This is a genomic window from Ideonella flava (genome assembly GCF_051857595.1).
Lineage (GTDB): Bacteria > Pseudomonadota > Gammaproteobacteria > Burkholderiales > Burkholderiaceae_C > Ideonella.
Genome location: NZ_JBPZHD010000005.1, coordinates 431,383 through 448,471, shown reverse-complemented (window position 1 = coordinate 448,471; position 17,089 = coordinate 431,383). Strand labels below are relative to the sequence as shown.

Below are 17,089 nucleotides of genomic sequence, written 5' to 3'. Positions count from 1 at the left end.
AAACGAAGTAGTGATCCCGATGCGACAGCGCCTGTGCGTACTCGGCTCCACCGGCTCGGTGGGCAGCAACACGCTGGACGTCGTTTCCCGCCACCCCGACCGATTCGAGGTGGTCGCCCTGACAGGCCACCAGCGGGTCGACGAGCTGGTGAAGCAGTGCCTGCAGTGGAAGCCCCGATTCGCAGCCATGTCGGGCTCCGGCGCGGCGCGGACCTTGCGCGAGACCTTGCGACAAGCGGGTTCGCGCACCGAGGTGATCGACGGGGATGATGCCCTGGTGCAACTGGCTGCACACCCCGAGGTCGACACGGTGATGGCAGCCATCGTCGGTGCTGCGGGCCTGTTGCCCTGCATGGCCGCCGCCAGGGCAGGCAAGCGGCTCCTGCTGGCCAACAAGGAGGCGCTCGTCGTCGGCGGAGCGCAGTTCATGGCAGCCGTGGTGGACGGAGGTGCGACGCTGCTGCCGATCGACAGCGAGCATTCCGCGATCTTCCAGTGCCTGCCCGAGGACCGGCGCCAATGGAAGCAGCGCATCTCGCACATCGTGCTCACCGCCTCGGGGGGGCCTTTCCGGCAGCGGGATCCGGCAACCCTTTCCTCGGTCACGCCGGAACAGGCCTGCGCCCATCCCAACTGGGTGATGGGTCGCAAGATCTCCGTCGACTCCGCGACGATGATGAACAAGGCGCTCGAAGTCATCGAGGCGCGTTGGCTGTTCGACCTCGATCCCGCACAGGTGAGGGTGGTCATCCATCCGCAGAGCATCATTCACTCGATGGTCGTGTGCAGGGATCAATCGGTGATGGCCCAGCTGGGTACGCCGGACATGCGTGTACCCATCGCCTACGGGCTGTCGTTTCCCGAGCGGATCGAGTCGGGTGCCGAGCCGCTCGATTTCCTGAGCCTGGGCGCTCTCACGTTCGAGCCGCCGGAGCGCGAGCGCTTTCCAGGGCTGTTCCTGGCATGGGAGGCCCTGCAGGGGCCTCACGGAAGTACGGCGGTGCTCAACGCGGCGAACGAAGAGGCGGTCGCTGCCTTCCTGGACCGGCGGATCGGGTTCGATTCGATCCATCGCGTCACTGCGGAAACGCTGGAAGCGCTGCCGCCACGCCTGGCCCTGGACGCGCCGGTCGAGGCCTTGCTCGACTTGGACCGCCAGGCGCGATCCCGTGCGCTGGAGCGCGTTCGCGCGCTGCAGCACTGAAGGAGCCCGCATGAGCATGCTCCTCGGCTTCGTGCTTACCCTGGGCGTGCTGATCGTGGTGCATGAGTACGGTCACTATCGCGTGGCCCTGTGGTGCGGCGTGAAGGTGCTGCGCTTCTCGATCGGCTTCGGGCCGGTGGTCTGGCGCCGCCAGGCCACGCCCGAGAGCACCGAGTTCGTCCTGTCGGCGATTCCCTTCGGGGGCTACGTCCGCTGGCTCGATTCGCGCATCGACCATGTGCCTCCCAACCGCTGGCACGAGACCTTCGACCGGAAGCCGCTGTTCCAGCGCGCCGCGACGGTCGCCGCCGGTCCCCTGGTGAACCTGTTGCTGGCCGTGCTGCTGTACGCGGCCGCGCACTGGGTGGGTACCGACGAGGCGGTGGCCATCCTGTCGACCCCGCCGGCTCACACGCTGGCGATGGAGTCCGGCCTGGCCGCCGGAGACTGGGTGCAGGCAGCGGCGCCCGCCGACGGCGAATGGGAAGACATCGCCTCGATGAACGAGCTGCACTGGCAGTTGACCCGCTCGGTCCTGCGGGGGGAGGACCTGCAGCTTCAGGTGAGCGATTCCAACGGCAACCACCGTCGCACGCTCACCTTGCGCCTGTCCGAGCTGGCAGGCCAGGACATGGATTCGGCCGCTGCACAGCGCATCGGCATTGGTGCGCCTTTCCGGGCTGCCGTCATGGGTCGGCCCAGTCCGGGCGGTCCGGCCGAGCGCGCAGGCTTGCGCGCCGGCGACCAGGTGTTGTCGATCGATGGTGTGCCCGTTCCCGACGCGCAGGCGCTGGTCGACCGGATCCGTTCCTACTCCGGCCCTGGCCTGCCGCCGCTGCGATGGTTGATCGAACGGAACGGCGAGCGCGTCGAGCTCGAGGTGTCGCCACGCCAGGTCACCGAAGGCGACAAGGTCCTGGGCCGGGTCGATGCGCCTGTCGGCGGACCCGCGCGCATGGTGACCATCAGGCTCGGCCTGTGGGACGGCGTGGCGCGCGGGGCGCAACGAACCTGGGACATGGCGGGCCTGAGCCTGAAGATGCTGGGTCGAATGGTGCTCGGCCAGGCATCGCTTCGAAACCTGAGCGGGCCCTTGACGATCGCCGACTATGCCGGCCAGTCCCTGCAACTGGGATTGAGCTACTACCTCGCCTTCCTCGCCACGGTCAGCGTGAGCCTGGGGGTGCTGAACCTGTTGCCGCTGCCAATGCTCGATGGAGGGCACCTGATGTATTATCTTTTCGAGGGCGTGACCGGTCGGCCGGTCTCGGATCTGTGGCACAAGTGGCTGCAGCGCAGTGGGGCTTTCGTTCTCCTGCTGATGATGACCATCGCTCTCTCCAACGACGTGGCCCGCCTGCTGGGCCTGCAGTGACACCTCCCCGATGCCATTCCCCTTTGCCTTGACATCGCTGCGTCCGGTCCCCGCGTACGTGGCCCTGGTGGCTGCGGCCACGTTCGGGACATCCGCCCGGGCCGTCGAACCGTTCACGATCAGCGACATCCGCGTGGAGGGCTTGCAGCGCGGCGATCCTGGCAGCGTCTTCGGCGCCTTGCCGTTTCGCATCGGTGACCAGTACAACGACGACAAGGGCGCCGCGGCGCTGCGCGCGCTGTTCGCCACCGGCCTGTTCAAGGACGTGCGCATCGACATCGAGGGCCAGGTCGTGGTCGTCGTCGTCGAGGAGCGCGCGGTCATCGCCTCGGTGAACTTCATCGGCCTGAAGGAGTTCGACAAGGACACCCTGGCCAAGGCGCTGAAGGACAACGGCATCTCCGAAGGCCAGCCCTACGACAAGGCCGTGGTCGACCGTGCCGAGCAGGAGATCAAGCGCCAGTACCTGACCCGCAGCCTGTATGGCGCCGAGGTGGTGACCACCGCCACGCCCATCGAGCGAAACCGGGTCAACGTGACCTTCACGGTGGTCGAGGGAGACGTGGCCAAGATCAAGGAGATCCGCATCGAAGGCGCCAAGGCCTTCAGCGAATCGACCCTGCTGGACCTGATGGACCTGACCACCGGCGGCTGGCTCAGCTGGTACACCAAGTCCGACCGCTATTCGCGCGCCAAGCTCAACGCCGATCTCGAGAAGATCCGGGCCTTCTACCTGAACAAGGGCTACCTCGAGTTCGACGTCAAGTCGACCCAGGTGACGATCTCGCCTGACAAGCAGGAGATCCTCATCACCATCGGCATCGAGGAGGGCCAGCCCTTCACGGTGGCCGGCGTCAAGCTGGAAGGCGAGTACCTGGGCCGCGAGGAAGACTTCAAGCAGCGCGTGCTGATCAAGCCGGGCGAGCCCTACCGCGGCGACGACGTCACGGCCACCACCCGGGCGTTCTCCGACCTGTACGGCACCTATGGCTACGCCTTCGCCCGCATCGAGCCGCGGTCGGACATCGACCGCAAGACGGGCCAGGTGGTGGTGGTGCTGCAGGGCAGCCCGGGCGTACGTGTCAACGTGCGGCGCATCAATGTCGCCGGCAATACGGTCACCCGTGACGAGGTCATCCGGCGCGAGTTCCGCCAGTTCGAGTCCGCCTGGTACGACAGCGCCAAGATCAAGCTTTCCCGTGACCGGATCGAGCGCCTGGGCTACTTCGAGGAGGTCACCGTCGACACGCAGGAGGTTCCGGGATCGCCCGACCAGGTCGACCTGATCCTCAACGTGAAGGAGAGGCAGACCGGCAGCCTGCAGCTGGCGGCCGGCTATTCGACCGCGGGCCTGTCGTTCTCGGGCGCGATCCGCAAGGAGAACGTCTTCGGGACGGGCAACTACCTCGGCCTGGAAGTCAACACCAGCCGCCTGGCCCGCAACCTGGTGGTCAGCACGGTGGATCCGTACTTCACCGACGACGGCGTCTCGCGGGCCATCGACGTCTACTACCGCACCTCCAAGCCTCTGAACAGCCAGGGCGATGCCTACCAGCTGGCCACGCCGGGTGCGTCGATTCGTTTCGGGGTCCCCTTCAGCGAGTACGACACGGTGTTCTTCGGGGTCGGCCTCGAAGAGACCATCATCGGCACGTCCGCCGGCGTGCCGAACAGTTACTTCACCTTCGTCGAGAACTTCGGCAATCACGCATTGAGCGTGCCGCTCACGGTGGGCTGGGCGCGGGAAGAGCGGGACAACCCGCTGATTCCGACCAAGGGCCGCTACCAGCGTATCAATCTCGATTTCAGCCTGGCCGGGGACGTGCACTACGCCCGCCTGAACGCCCAGTACCAGCAGTATTTCTCCCTGACCAACAAGCTCACGCTGGGGGTCAACGGCGAGGTCGGCCTGGGTTACGGCCTCGACGGGAAGCCGTATCCGCTGTTCAAGAACTTCTACGGGGGCGGCCTGGGCTCGGTGCGGGTCTTCGAATCGGGCTCCTTTGGCGGTGTCGACATCACCGGCGCCTACGACGGTGGCTCGAAGAAGCTGAACCTGAACTCCGAGCTGTACCTGCCGGTGCCCGGATCCGGAAACGACAAGTCTCTGCGCATCTTCCTGTTCGCCGACGCCGGCAACGTCTGGCGCGACCACACGGGCGCCATCACCGAAGGCGACCGCGAGCGGGGGCAGTCCGGCACGCTGGACGACCTGCGCGTGTCGGCCGGCCTGGGTCTGAGCTGGATCTCGCCCGTCGGCCCGCTGAAGCTCAGCTACGGCACTCCGTTGCGCTCTTTCAGGGGCGATAAAATCCAACGTTTCCAGTTTCAAGTCGGAACGGCCTTTTGAAGATCATGTCGCTTAGCAAACACCTCGTCGCCGCGGCGGCCCTCTCGGCCCTTTCGCTCGGTCTGTCTCTGGCGGCGCCCAGCGCAAGCGCCGAAGAGCTGAAGATCGGCTACGTCAACAGCGAGCGCGTGATGCGCGAGGCAGCGCCCGCCAAGGCAGCGCAGGCCAAGCTCGAGGCTGAATTCAGCAAGCGCGAGGGCGAAGTCAACGACATGGGCAACAAGCTGCGCACCGCAGCCGCCAAGCTGGAAAAGGAAGGCCCCACGCTTTCCGAGGCCGAGCGCAGCCGGCGCCAGCGTGACCTGGTCGAGCAGGACCGCGATTTCAAGCGCAAGCAGCGCGAGTTGCAGGAAGACCTGAACCAGCGCAAGAACGAAGAGCTGGCGGCCGTGGTGGAACGAGCCAACAAGGTCATCCGGCAGATCTTCGAGCAGGAGAAGTACGACCTGATCCTGCAGGAGGTGATCTTCGCCGGTCCTCGCGTGGATATCACCAAGAAGGTGATCGACGCGATGAACGCTGCCAAGTGAATGACGGGCTGACCATGCCCCCCGGGCCAGGCACGACGGGCTTCGTCCGCCTGGCCGACATTGCCGCCGCTGTGGACGGCGTGCTCCGAGGCGATGGCGAACGCCTCATCCAGCGGATTGGCTCCCTCGAATCGGCGGATCAGTCCACCATCGGCTTCCTGTCGCAGCCTCGGCTGAAGCACCTGCTGGGGAGCACCGGCGCCGGCGCAGTCATCGTCCGCGCCGAGGATGCCGAAGCGCTGGAGGCCCGAGGGACTGCAGCTGTTCTCGTCGCCGACCCCTACCTGGCCTTCGCGCGACTGACGCGCTGGTGGGTTGTCCGTACGCGCGCGGCCCCCCAAGCGGGTGTGCACCCAAGTGCCTACGTCGCCCCTGGCGTTCAACTGGCAGCGACGGCGCACGTCGGGCCGATGGCGGTGATCGAAGGCCATGCGGTGATCGGGGAGGGCGTCGTGATCGGTGCCCATGCCTTCGTGGGCGAGGGCGCCGAGCTGGGCGGTGGAACGCGCCTTCATCCTCGGGCGACCGTAGGGTTCGGCTGCCGGGTCGGACGCAACGGCATCCTCCACAGCGGGTGCGTGATCGGCGCGGATGGCTTCGGCTTCGCGCCGTTCGAGGATCGGTGGGAGAAGATCGAACAGCTCGGCGGTGTGCGACTAGGCGATGACGTGGAGATAGGCGCCAACACTTGCGTCGATCGCGGGGCGCTGGACGACACCGTGGTCGAGGACGGCGTCAAGCTCGACAACCTGATCCAGATCGCCCACAACGTTCACATCGGTGCGCACACGGCGATGGCAGGTTGCGTGGGCGTCGCCGGCAGCGCCAGGATAGGCCGGCATTGCACCTTTGGCGGCGCGGCCATGATCCTCGGCCATCTGGAGATCGGCGATCACGTGCACATCTCGGCGGCCAGCGTGGTGATGAGTTCCATCACCAAGCCGGGCCGGTACAGCGGCGTGTTCCCGATCGATGAGAATGGCAACTGGGAAAAGAACGCGGCCACGCTGCGCCAATTGCACACCCTGCGCGCGCGCCTGCGCGCGCTCGAGAAGAAGAGCCCGACATGACGACCGTGATGGACATCCACCAGATTCTCAAGCGCCTGCCGCATCGCTATCCGTTGCTGCTGGTGGATCGCGTGGTGGAGCTGGAGAAGAACGTCCGCATCCTCGCGTTGAAGAACGTCACCATCAACGAGCCGTTCTTCACCGGACACTTTCCCCATCGGCCGGTGATGCCCGGCGTGCTGATCCTCGAGGCCATGGCCCAGTCTGCCGCGCTGCTGTCCTTCGCCTCGATGGAGGTCGATCCCGGCGACGACATGGTGGTCTATTTCGCCGGCATCGATGCGGCTCGCTTCAAGCGGCCGGTGGAGCCGGGCGACCAGCTCATGATGGAGGCCTCGATCGACCGCGTGCGAGGCGGGATCTACAAGTACAAGGCCAAGGCCACGGTGGCGGGCGAAATGGCCGCTGAAGCCGAGCTGATGTGCACGATGCGCAAGGTCGGCTGACTGGCGGAAGGTACGCGATGGCCAGCATCCATCCCTCCGCGATCGTCGATCCCGCGGCGGATCTCGACGCGTCGGTCAGCATCGGGCCGTATGCCGTGATCGGCCCGCACGTGCGCATAGGTGCAGGCACGACGGTCGGCCCCCACACTGTGATCGAGGGCCGCACGACGATCGGCCGCGACAACCGGATCTTCCAGTTCGCCTCGATCGGCGCGATCTCGCAGGACATGAGCTATGGCGGGGAGCCTACGCGGCTGGAGATCGGCGACCGCAACACCATCCGTGAGTTCTGCACCCTCAACCTCGGGACCATGAAGGAGGAGGGCGTCACCCGCATCGGGTCGGACAACTGGATCATGGCCTACGTGCACGTGGCCCATGACTGCCGCGTCGGCAACCACATCGTGATGGCCAACAACGCCACCCTCGCGGGCCATGTCCATGTCGGCGATTGGGCGGTGATCGGGGGCTTGTCGGGGGTGCACCAGTTCGTGCACATCGGCGCGCACGCCATGATCGGTTTCCAGGCCCATGTGGCGCAGGATGTGCCGCCCTTCATGACCGCGGATGGCAACCCCCTGGCCCTGCGAGCCGTCAATCTCACGGGCATCAAGCGTCGTGGGTTCGGCAACGAGCGCGTCGCCGCTATACGGCAGATGCACAAGCTGCTGTATCGCGATTCGCTGACGCTCGATCAGGCGATCGCCGCGATCGGTGCTCTTGGCGGCGGCGCGCCGGAGGTCGAGGCCGACATCGAGACCATGCTCTCGTTCCTCGCCGGCGCTACCCGCGGCATCGTCCGCTGAGTGCCGGAGGCAGCGATGCAGGCAACGGGCGCGCCGCGCTTCGGATTGGTCGCGGGCGAGGCGTCGGGGGACTTGCTGGCCAGCCTGCTGCTGCAGGGTCTGCGCGAGCGCTGGCCAGGCGTCGAGGCGGCGGGCATAGGGGGGCCGCGCATGACCGCGCAGGGCTTCGAGGCCTGGTGGCCGAGCGAGAAGCTCTCGGTCTTCGGCTATGTCGACGCGCTGCGCCACTATCGCGAGCTGCTGGGCATTCGAAATGCCTTGCGGGACCGCCTGCTTGCCGAGCGTCCCGATGTCTTCATCGGGGTGGATGCGCCCGACTTCAACTTCGGCCTCGAGTCGGCCCTCAAGAGCGCGGGCATCCGCACCGTGCATTTCGTCTGCCCGTCCATCTGGGCGTGGCGCGGCGAACGGGTCAGGAAGCTGGCCGCCGCTGCAGACCACGTGCTGTGCCTGTTTCCGTTCGAACCTGATCTGCTGGCGCGGCACGGGGTGGCGGCGAGTTTTGTCGGCCATCCGCTGGCAGACACAATCCCTCTGCAGCCGCCCCGCGACTCCGCGCGTGCCGCGTTGGGCCTGGCGGCCGACGATACCGTCGTGGCATTGCTGCCCGGGAGCCGTCGCAGCGAGATCCGCTACATCGCGCCGGCGCTGCTGCGTGCCGCCGCGCTGATGGCGGGGCGACGCGCCGGCCTGCGCTTCGTGTTGCCGGTCTCTCCCGGACTGCGGGCCATCGTGGAACCCCTGTTGACCGAGCACGCCGCCGGCACGACGATCGAGTTGCTGGATGGGCGATCCCACGAGGCGCTGGCCGCCTGCGACGTGACGCTCATCGCCAGTGGCACCGCGACGCTGGAGGCGGCCCTGTTCAAGAGACCCATGGTCATCACCTACCGCATGCACTGGCTGAACTGGCAGTACATGAAGCGCCGCGCCTACCAGCCCTGGTTCGGGCTGCCGAACGTCCTGTCCGGCGAATTCATAGTGCCCGAACTGCTGCAGGATGCCGCCACCCCGCAGGCCCTGGCGCGCGAGGCCGAAGCCTGGCTGGACGATGCGCCGCGCCGCGAGGCGCTGGCTCGGCGCCTGAACGATCTTCACCTTAGCTTGCGCCAGGATACGGCGCGTCGAGCCGGCGATGCGATTGCGAAAGTCCTCCAGCAAGCCTGAACAGATTGCCCTCGTGTTCGAAGCCGCGGGCCTGATCGCCGGTGTCGACGAGGCCGGCCGTGGGCCCTTGGCCGGGCCGGTGGTGGCGGCCGCCGTCATCCTGGACGAACTCAAGCCGATCAAGGGCCTGAAGGACTCCAAGGTCCTGACGCAGAAGCGACGCGAGGTGCTTTTCGACGAGATCCGTGCCAAGGCCTTGTGCTGCAGCATCGCCGAAGCCAGCGTGGAGGAGATCGACCAGCTCAACATCCTTCACGCCACGATGCTGGCGATGCGCAGGGCGGTCGAGAACTTGCGCCTGACACCCGGCAAGGTGCTCGTCGACGGCAACCGCTTGCCGGTATTGCGCGTGCCGGCGGAGGCCGTGGTCGGTGGCGATGCCACGGTCCAGTCCATCTCGGCCGCCTCCATCCTGGCGAAGGTTCATCGCGACCGGCTGTGCGTGTCCCTGGACGCCGAACACCCGAAGTACGGGTTCGCCGCGCACAAGGGCTATTCGACGCCGGAGCATCTGCAGGCGCTGCGCGAGCATGGCGCGTCGCCCGTGCACCGCCGCAGCTTCGCGCCCGTGCGCGAGGCCCTCGGCCAGGAGGCCAGCTAGGCGATGGACGAGCCCTTGCTCGTCACGGCCCGAGACAATCCACTGCTGCAGCGCGTGCGCAAGCTCGCGGCGGATCCGGGGGCCTACCGCAAGCTGGGCCAGGTCTGGCTCGAAGGCGACCATCTTGTCGATGCAGCACTGCGGCGAGACTTCAGGCTGGAGGCCATCATCTACGCGGAAAGCGCATGGCACGAGCGGCCGGACTGGCGTGGCTTTTCATTGCGGGCGGCCAGGGCGGCGCGTGTTCCCGATGCGCTTTTCAAGGGCTTCAGTGCCCTGGAATCGCCGGCTCGCGTCGGGGCGCTGATGTCCGTCCCGCCGGCCCCGACCATCGAGCCCGAAGCCGCCAGCGTGGTGCTGGACCGGCTGCAGGATGCCGGCAACGTCGGCAGCATCCTGCGCAGCGCTGCCGCCTTCGGCGTCCGCCAGGTCCTGGCGATCAAGGGCACGGCGGCTCTTTGGTCGGGCAAGGTGCTGCGTGCCGGCATGGGGGCGCACTTCGGCCTGCGGCTGGTGGAAGGTCTCCAGGCGTCTGACCTGGAGGCCTTGCGGGTGCCTCTGCTGGCGACCAGTTCCCATGGCGGCTTGCTATTGGGCCAGGCCCGGCTGCCGCGACCGTGCGCCTGGGTGCTGGGGCACGAGGGCCAGGGCGTGGACGAGGCGCTGATGGCTCGCTGCGCGCAGACCGTGCGCATCCCGCAGCCCGGCGGCGAGGAGTCGCTGAACGTCGCGGCCGCCGCGGCGGTGTGCCTGTTCGCCGGGACCCTGCCGGGTCAGTAGACCAGCCGGTCCGGCCGGATGTCGCGCAGGATGGTGGTCGCGATCTCCTCGATCGACTTGTGGGTCGACGAAAGCCACGAGATGTCGCTGCGCTTCATCATCTGCTCGGCCTCGTGCACTTCGTAGCGGCAGTTCTCCAGGGCAGCGTACTTGCTGCCGGGGCGCCGCTCGTTGCGGATCTGCGCCAGCCGCTCCGGATCGATCGTCAGGCCGAAGCACTTGCGCTTGTGCTGGGCGAGCGAGGAGGGCAGGTGTCCGCGTTCGAAATCCTCGGGGATGAGCGGATAGTTGGCGGCCTTGATGCCGTGCTGCATGGCCAGGTACAGCGATGTCGGCGTCTTGCCGCTGCGGCTGACGCCCACCAGGATCACGTCGGCCTCCGCCAGGTTCTTGGCCGATTGGCCGTCGTCGTGGGCGAGCGAAAAGTTGATCGCCTCGATCCGGTCGTTGTATTCCTCGCTCTTGGCGGCGTCGGAAAAGCGTCCGACACGGTGGTTGGACTTGATGCCGAATTCGATCTCCAGCGGCTCGACGAAGGCCGCGAACATGTCCATCACCATGCCCTTGCACAGCGGCCCGGTCAGGATGGAGCGCACCGATTCGTTGGCCAGGGTGATGAAGACGATGGGCCGCTTGCCCTCGGCCGCTGCCGTCGCATTGATCTCGGTCACCACCTTCGCGGCCTTCTCCTCGGTATCGATGAAGGGCCGCCGGACGTGGCGCGGCTTGGCCGAGAACTGGGCCAGGATGGAGTTGCCGAAGGTTTCGGCCGTGATGCCGGTACCGTCGGAGACGAAGAAGACGCTACGGTTCGGCATGAATGCTCGGCTCTGTTTCAGGGGGGGTTCAGCGATCATAGGCAATCCGTTCGTAGAATTGGTCCATTGACGTGCTCCTTGGTTCGCGCGGCCCGTGCCGCCCGACACACGCCCCGGATGAGCCCCTGCAGCCTCGAACGAAATCCAACACGCGCTGCAGCGTGGGCCGCCGGCGTGGCAGCAGGGGTGGCATGGCGCCAGGTTTTTTGTCATCAAGGAGCTTCCCCATGTCATCCACCCACCTGGCGACCGCCCTGGTCGCGCCTTTCGAACAACTGAGAATGACCGACGTCGAGGCGGTCGGCGGCAAGAACGCCAGCCTCGGCGAAATGATCAGCCAGCTCGCCGCCTCGGGCGTGCGGGTGCCCGGCGGCTTCGCGACCACTGCCCACGCCTTTCGGGAGTTCCTCACCCACGGCGGCCTGACGGAGCGGATCAACAAGCGGCTGGCATCGCTGAACGTCGATGACGTGCGGGCGCTGGCCGAAGCCGGCGCCGAAATCCGGCAATGGGTGGTGGATGCGCCCTTCCCGGGCGCCCTGGAAGACGCCGTGCGCTCCGAGTACGCCCGCGTGGCCGGCGACTCGCCCGACGCGACCTGGGCGGTGCGCTCGTCGGCCACCGCCGAGGACCTGCCCGATGCGTCGTTCGCCGGACAACAGGAGACCTTCCTGAACGTGCATGGCATCGATGACGTGCTGCACAAGATGAAGGAGGTCTTTGCCTCGCTCTACAACGACCGGGCCATCAGCTACCGCGTGCACAAGGGCTTTGCCCACTCGGACGTCGCCCTCTCGGCGGGTGTCCAGCGCATGGTGCGCTCGGACATCGGCTCGGCCGGCGTCGTCTTCACCATAGACACCGAGTCCGGCTTCAAGGACGTGGTGTTCATCACCGCCAGCTATGGCCTGGGCGAGACGGTCGTGCAGGGCGCCGTCAACCCGGATGAGTTCTACGTCCACAAGCCGGCGCTCAACGCCGGCAAGCTGGCGATCATCCGCCGCGGCCTGGGTTCCAAGCTGATCCGCATGGAGTTCGCCTCCCCGGAGGAAAAGGCCAGGACAGGCAAGCTGGTCAAGACCGTCGACACGCCGCCCGAGATGCGCAATCGCTACTCGCTGACCGACGACGAAGTGACCGAGCTGGCCCGGTACGCGCTGATCATCGAGAAGCACTACGGCCGTCCGATGGACATCGAATGGGGCAAGGACGGGGTCGACGGCAAGCTCTACATCCTCCAGGCCAGGCCGGAGACCGTGCGCAGCCAGTCTGAGGGCCAGGTCGAGCACCGATACAAGCTCATGGGCCACTCGACCGTGCTGGCCGAGGGCCGCGCCATCGGGCAGAAGATCGGCACGGGGCCGGTTCGGCTGGTGCACTCCGTGGCCGAGATGGACAAGGTCCAGCCGGGTGACGTCCTGGTGGCCGACATGACCGATCCCAACTGGGAGCCGGTGATGAAGCGTGCCAGCGCCATCGTGACGAACCGGGGTGGCCGCACCTGCCACGCGGCGATCATCGCCCGCGAGCTGGGCATTCCCGCCGTGGTGGGCTGCGGCGACGCGACGGAGACACTGCACGACGGCGCCCTGGTGACGGTGGCCTGCTCGGAGGGGGACACCGGCCATGTCTACGACGGGCTGCTCGAGACCGAGGTCACCGAGGTGGTACGCGGGGAGATGCCGTACTGCCCGATCAAGATCATGATGAACGTGGGCAACCCGACGCTCGCGTTCAACTTCGCCCAGGTGCCGAACTCGGGCGTGGGCCTGGCGCGTCTCGAGTTCATCATCAACAACAACATCGGGGTGCACCCGAAGGCGATCCTCGACTATCCGAACGTCGATCCCGACCTGAAGAAGGCCGTGGAGTCGGTGGCTCGCGGACACGCTTCTCCGCGTGCCTTCTACGTCGACAAGCTGGCCGAGGGCGTGGCCACCATCGCCGCGGCCTTCTGGCCCAAGCCGGTCATCGTGCGCCTGTCGGACTTCAAGTCCAACGAGTACAAGAAGCTGATTGGCGGCTCGCGCTACGAGCCGGACGAAGAGAACCCCATGCTCGGCTTCCGCGGGGCCTCGCGCTACATCAACAGCGAGTTCACCGACGCCTTCGGCATGGAGTGCGAGGCGCTCAAGCGCGTGCGCAACGACATGGGTCTGACCAACGTCGAGATCATGGTGCCCTTCGTCCGCACCGTGCGGCAAGCCGAGCGGGTCACCGGCCTGCTGGCCGAGCGCGGGCTCAAGCGTGGCCAGAACGGCCTTCGCCTGATCATGATGTGCGAGGTGCCCAGCAACGCCATCCTGGCCGAGCAGTTCCTCGAGCACTTCGACGGCATGTCGATCGGCTCGAACGACCTCACGCAGCTCACGCTGGGCCTGGACCGTGATTCCGGGCTGGTGCAGCTGGCCGAGGACTTCGACGAGCGGGACCCGGCGGTCAAGGCCATGATCTCGCGCGCCATCGCCGCCTGTCGCGCCACCGGCAAGTACGTGGGCATCTGTGGCCAGGGCCCGAGCGACCATCCGGATTTCGCCGACTGGCTGGCGGCCGAAGGCATTGCCTCCATGTCGCTGAATCCGGATTCGGTCATCGAGACCTGGACGCGTCTGGCGGGCGCCGCCTGAACTCGCCCTGGCCAGCCGGCTGAACAGGGCCCGGGGATTCCCGGGCCCTTGTGCTATGATCGTCGGCTTTCCTGCCCTTGCTGCACCGGTCATTCAGACGCGCCGGGCGGCTTTCCATCCACGGAAATCCTCAAGGAGTATTCATGCGTCACTATGAGATCATTCTGCTGATCCATCCGGACCAGAGTGAACAGGTTCCAGCCATGCTGGAGCGCTACAAGAACCTCGTCACCAACGGTGGCGGCAAGGTTCATCGGGTCGAAGACTGGGGCCGCCGTCAGCTGGCCTACATGATCCAGAAGCTCGCCAAGGCGCACTACCTGTGCCTGAATATCGAGTGCTCGAAGGAAGTCCTGACCGAGCTGGAGACGGGCTTCCGTTTCAACGACGCCGTCCTGCGCCACCTGACCGTCAAGGTCGAGAAGGCCGAGACGAGCCCGTCGGTGATGATGAAGTCGGTCGAGAAGGAAGAGGCCCGCAAGGCCGCCCAGGAGTCCACCGCCTGAAGCCTGACGGTTCGTCGCCCGGCGTCGAGGTGAGGTCGTGAACCGGCTTATCCTGGCTGCCGAGGTGGTCGAGCGAGGCGCGACGCGTTACACCCCCGCCGGCCTTCCGGCCCTGGACCTGATGCTCAAGCATCAATCCCAGGTGACCGAAGACGGCCAGCCCCGCCAGATAGCGATGCAGCTCAAGGCGGTGGCGATCGGGGAGATCACGCGGCCTGTCGCGGCCCTGGCGCTCGGGACACCGGCTCAATTCGCCGGCTTCCTGACCGCCTCTCGCAACGGCAAGGGCCTCGTGTTCCACGTGACCGAGCTCGACACCTGACCCGACTGACCTGACGCCCCTGTTCAAACACCGGATAGACATTTACAGAGGTCATCATGCCCCCGCCCAAGTCACGTTTTTCCAAGGATCGCCGGCCGAAGCGCAACCAGCAGTCGCTGCTTTTCCGCCGCAAGAAGTTCTGCCGCTTCACGGTCACCGGCGTCGAGTCGATCGACTACAAGGATGTCGACCTGCTGCGCGATTTCATCGGTGAGAACGGCAAGATCACGCCCGCTCGCCTGACCGGCACCCGCGCCTTCTTCCAACGCCAGCTGACCAACGCCATCAAGCGCTCGCGCTACCTGGCGATGCTGCCGTACAGCGATCAACACAAGGTCTGAGGAGTCCACGCATGCAAGTCATTCTGCTGGACAAGGTGGCCAACCTGGGCAACCTCGGCGACATCGTCAAGGTCAAGGACGGCTTCGCCCGCAACTTCCTGATCCCGACCAAGCGCGCCCGCCGCGCCACCGAGGCCGCGATCCAGGAATTCCAGGCGCGCCGCGCCGAACTGGAGAAGGTCGCCGCCGAGAAGCTGGCCGCCGCGCAAGCCGCCGGCGAGAAGCTGGCTGGCCTCACCGTCACCATCAGCCAGAAGGCTGGCGTCGATGGCCGCCTGTTCGGTTCCGTGACCAACCATGACATCGCCGAGGCGCTCGGCAAGTCGGGCTTCCAGGTCGCGAAGGCCCAGGTTCGCCTGCCCAACGGCCCGCTGAAGGCCGTCGGCGAGTTCCCGGTCAACGTCGCCGCCCACACCGATGTCGTGGTCGAGATCACCGTGAAGGTCGTCGGCGAAGCCGACTGATCCACAGCTTCTCCACCAAGAGGCCGGCACCCGCCGGCTTCTTTCATTTGGGCGGCACGTTATCCACTGGTTTGCGCCGCCTGCCCACAGGGATGTGCACAGGTTTGCGCACAGCGTGCCAGGAAGAGCGCGCGGGCCTCGGCAGTTCTCCCCCTTGCGGCCGTTCCACCGCTTCATAGGATCGATTGATGTCCTCGATCTTCGACGCCCACGACCCCCGCGCCGCGCCGCGCGATGACGAAGTCGCCAAGCTGCGCGTGCCTCCGCATTCGATAGAGGCGGAGCAAAGCGTGCTGGGCGGCCTGCTGCTTGACAACGGTGCCTGGGACCGGGCGGCCGATGTCCTCAGCGAGACGGATTTCTACCGTTACGAGCATCGGCTGATCTTCGGCGCCATCGGCGGCTTGATCAGCGCGACCAAGCCGGCCGACGTGATCACCGTCTTCGAGCAATTGCAGTCGCTCGGCAAGGCAGAGGAATGCGGCGGCCTGGCCTACCTGAACGCCCTGGCCCAGAGCGTGCCCAGCGCGGCCAACCTTCGCCGCTATGCCGAGATCGTTCGCGAGCGGGCGATCCTGCGCAAACTGATAGCCGCCAGTGACGAGATCGCCACCGCGGCCTTCAACCCGCAAGGGCGCCAGGTGTCGCAGATCCTCGACGAGGCCGAAGGCAAGATCTTCAAGATCGGCGAGGAGGGCCAGCGTACCAAGCAGGGCTTCCAGAGCATGGACCAGCTGGTGGTGCAACTGATCGACCGCGTCACCGAGCTGGCCGAGAACGGCGCAGAAGAGGTCACCGGCGTACGGACCGGCTTCTTCGACATGGACCGCATGACCGCGGGCCTGCAGGGCGGCGACCTGATCATCCTGGCCGCCCGGCCGTCGATGGGAAAGACCGCCTTCGCGCTGAACATCGCCGAGGCGGTCGCGGTGAACGAAGGCCTGCCGGTGGTGGTGTTCTCCATGGAAATGGGAGCCGCGCAGCTGGCCTTGCGGATGGTCGGCTCGCTGGGCCGGATAGACCAGTCCGGATTGCGCACCGGCCGCCTGCGCGACGACGACTGGGGGCGCTTGACGGAAGCGGTCGACAAGCTGTCCAAGGCGTCCATCTTCATCGACGAGACCCCTGCGCTGAACTCGGCGGAGCTGCGCGCGCGTTCACGTCGCCAGGCACGCCAGTGCGGCAAGCTCGGCCTGATCGTGATCGACTACCTGCAGTTGATGAGCGGCACCAGCACCTCCAGCGGCGAGAACCGCGCCACCGAGATCAGCGAGATCTCGCGGGGCCTGAAGGCCTTGGCCAAGGAGCTGAATTGCCCGGTGATCGCGCTGTCGCAGCTCAATCGCTCGGTCGAGACGCGCACCGACAAGCGACCGATGATGAGCGATCTGCGCGAGTCCGGCGCCATCGAACAAGATGCGGACGTCATCATGTTCATCTATCGGGACGAGTACTACAACAAGGACTCCAAGGAAGTCGGCGTGGCCGAGATCATCATCGGCAAACAGCGAAATGGCCCGGTCGGCACGGTGAAGCTCGCCTTCCTGAAGCAGAACACCAAGTTCGACAACCTCGCGCCGGACGCCTACTCGCAGGAGTACTGAGGCGCGCCGCCGTCCCTGTCCCCAGCAGGGCGCTTGGCGGAGGCTGGCATACTGTATATATTCACAGTATGCCAAGTC

General features: G+C 66.5%; 17 protein-coding genes. 16 read left to right on the top strand and 1 reads right to left on the bottom strand.

All coding sequences use genetic code 11. The features are described from left to right. Positions 1-19 precede the first annotated feature (19 nt). The 10 genes from ispC to ACS5PM_RS13555 are packed head-to-tail and all read left to right on the top strand — an operon-like array spanning position 20 to position 10,329. On the top strand, positions 20-1,204 hold the full coding sequence (gene ispC / locus ACS5PM_RS13600; protein ID WP_439388160.1) for a 1-deoxy-D-xylulose-5-phosphate reductoisomerase: 1,185 nt from the start codon (positions 20-22) through the stop codon (positions 1,202-1,204). Between the two features lie 10 nt (positions 1,205-1,214). Then, positions 1,215-2,579, top strand: a complete 1,365-nt coding sequence (gene rseP / locus ACS5PM_RS13595) for an RIP metalloprotease RseP (protein WP_439388159.1) — start codon at positions 1,215-1,217, stop codon at positions 2,577-2,579. A 10-nt stretch (positions 2,580-2,589) separates the two neighbouring features. Further along, positions 2,590-4,929, top strand: coding sequence for an outer membrane protein assembly factor BamA (gene bamA / locus ACS5PM_RS13590; protein WP_439388158.1), 2,340 nt, complete (start codon positions 2,590-2,592; stop codon positions 4,927-4,929). Positions 4,930-4,934: 5 nt separating this feature from the next. Beyond that, positions 4,935-5,459 carry an OmpH/Skp family outer membrane protein gene (locus tag ACS5PM_RS13585; RefSeq protein ID WP_439388157.1) on the top strand — a complete coding sequence of 175 codons (525 nt, stop codon included), beginning with the start codon at positions 4,935-4,937 and terminating at the stop codon, positions 5,457-5,459. Between the two features lie 14 nt (positions 5,460-5,473). Continuing rightward, a complete protein-coding gene (gene lpxD, locus ACS5PM_RS13580) occupies positions 5,474-6,529 on the top strand; it encodes a UDP-3-O-(3-hydroxymyristoyl)glucosamine N-acyltransferase (RefSeq protein WP_439388156.1) in 1,056 nt (351 codons plus the stop codon). 5 nt (positions 6,530-6,534) lie between these two features. Continuing rightward, positions 6,535-6,975, top strand: a complete 441-nt coding sequence (fabZ, locus tag ACS5PM_RS13575; protein ID WP_439388221.1) for a 3-hydroxyacyl-ACP dehydratase FabZ — start codon at positions 6,535-6,537, stop codon at positions 6,973-6,975. Positions 6,976-6,992: 17 nt separating this feature from the next. Beyond that, on the top strand, positions 6,993-7,781 hold the full coding sequence (lpxA, locus tag ACS5PM_RS13570) for an acyl-ACP--UDP-N-acetylglucosamine O-acyltransferase (RefSeq protein WP_439388155.1): 789 nt from the start codon (positions 6,993-6,995) through the stop codon (positions 7,779-7,781). A 15-nt stretch (positions 7,782-7,796) separates the two neighbouring features. Further along, positions 7,797-8,948: a lipid-A-disaccharide synthase gene (lpxB, locus tag ACS5PM_RS13565; RefSeq protein WP_439388154.1), complete on the top strand. Its 1,152-nt coding sequence runs from the start codon at positions 7,797-7,799 to the stop codon at positions 8,946-8,948. Next, positions 8,917-9,549: a ribonuclease HII gene (gene rnhB, locus ACS5PM_RS13560; protein WP_439388153.1), complete on the top strand. Its 633-nt coding sequence runs from the start codon at positions 8,917-8,919 to the stop codon at positions 9,547-9,549. Before lpxB ends, rnhB begins: the two co-directional genes overlap by 32 nt. A 3-nt stretch (positions 9,550-9,552) precedes the next feature. Continuing rightward, entirely contained in the window at positions 9,553-10,329 is a 777-nt protein-coding gene (locus ACS5PM_RS13555) for a TrmH family RNA methyltransferase (protein ID WP_439388152.1), read from the top strand. Here ACS5PM_RS13555 and ppsR read toward each other — a convergent pair. Continuing rightward, complete coding sequence (ppsR, locus tag ACS5PM_RS13550; protein WP_439388151.1) at positions 10,323-11,147, bottom strand: posphoenolpyruvate synthetase regulatory kinase/phosphorylase PpsR; 825 nt, start codon at positions 11,145-11,147, stop codon at positions 10,323-10,325. The two genes, ACS5PM_RS13555 and ppsR, sit on opposite strands and share 7 nt — an antisense overlap. A 227-nt stretch (positions 11,148-11,374) precedes the next feature. Between ppsR and ppsA the strand changes: the two genes are divergently transcribed. From ppsA to dnaB, 6 genes are all read left to right on the top strand, one after another. Further along, positions 11,375-13,774 (top strand): phosphoenolpyruvate synthase, encoded by a 2,400-nt coding sequence (ppsA, locus tag ACS5PM_RS13545; protein ID WP_439388150.1) that lies wholly within the window; start codon positions 11,375-11,377, stop codon positions 13,772-13,774. 143 nt (positions 13,775-13,917) lie between these two features. Further along, positions 13,918-14,280: a 30S ribosomal protein S6 gene (gene rpsF / locus ACS5PM_RS13540; RefSeq protein ID WP_439388149.1), complete on the top strand. Its 363-nt coding sequence runs from the start codon at positions 13,918-13,920 to the stop codon at positions 14,278-14,280. 37 nt (positions 14,281-14,317) lie between these two features. Then, positions 14,318-14,602: a primosomal replication protein N gene (gene priB, locus ACS5PM_RS13535; RefSeq protein WP_439388148.1), complete on the top strand. Its 285-nt coding sequence runs from the start codon at positions 14,318-14,320 to the stop codon at positions 14,600-14,602. Between the two features lie 56 nt (positions 14,603-14,658). Beyond that, positions 14,659-14,943: a 30S ribosomal protein S18 gene (gene rpsR, locus ACS5PM_RS13530; RefSeq protein ID WP_439388147.1), complete on the top strand. Its 285-nt coding sequence runs from the start codon at positions 14,659-14,661 to the stop codon at positions 14,941-14,943. Between the two features lie 11 nt (positions 14,944-14,954). Further along, a complete protein-coding gene (gene rplI, locus ACS5PM_RS13525) occupies positions 14,955-15,407 on the top strand; it encodes a 50S ribosomal protein L9 (protein ID WP_439388146.1) in 453 nt (150 codons plus the stop codon). A 188-nt stretch (positions 15,408-15,595) separates the two neighbouring features. Further along, on the top strand, positions 15,596-17,011 hold the full coding sequence (gene dnaB / locus ACS5PM_RS13520; protein WP_439388145.1) for a replicative DNA helicase: 1,416 nt from the start codon (positions 15,596-15,598) through the stop codon (positions 17,009-17,011). Positions 17,012-17,089 lie beyond the last annotated feature (78 nt).

Coding starts and splice junctions, on each gene's coding strand:
- ispC (WP_439388160.1), top strand. CDS start 20: ATGCGACAGCGCCTGTGCGTACTCGGCTCCACCGGCTCGGTGGGCAGC.
- rseP (WP_439388159.1), top strand. CDS start 1,215: ATGAGCATGCTCCTCGGCTTCGTGCTTACCCTGGGCGTGCTGATCGTG.
- bamA (WP_439388158.1), top strand. CDS start 2,590: ATGCCATTCCCCTTTGCCTTGACATCGCTGCGTCCGGTCCCCGCGTAC.
- ACS5PM_RS13585 (WP_439388157.1), top strand. CDS start 4,935: ATGTCGCTTAGCAAACACCTCGTCGCCGCGGCGGCCCTCTCGGCCCTT.
- lpxD (WP_439388156.1), top strand. CDS start 5,474: ATGCCCCCCGGGCCAGGCACGACGGGCTTCGTCCGCCTGGCCGACATT.
- lpxA (WP_439388155.1), top strand. CDS start 6,993: ATGGCCAGCATCCATCCCTCCGCGATCGTCGATCCCGCGGCGGATCTC.
- lpxB (WP_439388154.1), top strand. CDS start 7,797: ATGCAGGCAACGGGCGCGCCGCGCTTCGGATTGGTCGCGGGCGAGGCG.
- rnhB (WP_439388153.1), top strand. CDS start 8,917: ATGCGATTGCGAAAGTCCTCCAGCAAGCCTGAACAGATTGCCCTCGTG.
- ACS5PM_RS13555 (WP_439388152.1), top strand. CDS start 9,553: ATGGACGAGCCCTTGCTCGTCACGGCCCGAGACAATCCACTGCTGCAG.
- ppsR (WP_439388151.1), bottom strand. CDS start 11,147: ATGCCGAACCGTAGCGTCTTCTTCGTCTCCGACGGTACCGGCATCACG.
- ppsA (WP_439388150.1), top strand. CDS start 11,375: ATGTCATCCACCCACCTGGCGACCGCCCTGGTCGCGCCTTTCGAACAA.
- rpsF (WP_439388149.1), top strand. CDS start 13,918: ATGCGTCACTATGAGATCATTCTGCTGATCCATCCGGACCAGAGTGAA.
- rpsR (WP_439388147.1), top strand. CDS start 14,659: ATGCCCCCGCCCAAGTCACGTTTTTCCAAGGATCGCCGGCCGAAGCGC.
- rplI (WP_439388146.1), top strand. CDS start 14,955: ATGCAAGTCATTCTGCTGGACAAGGTGGCCAACCTGGGCAACCTCGGC.
- dnaB (WP_439388145.1), top strand. CDS start 15,596: ATGTCCTCGATCTTCGACGCCCACGACCCCCGCGCCGCGCCGCGCGAT.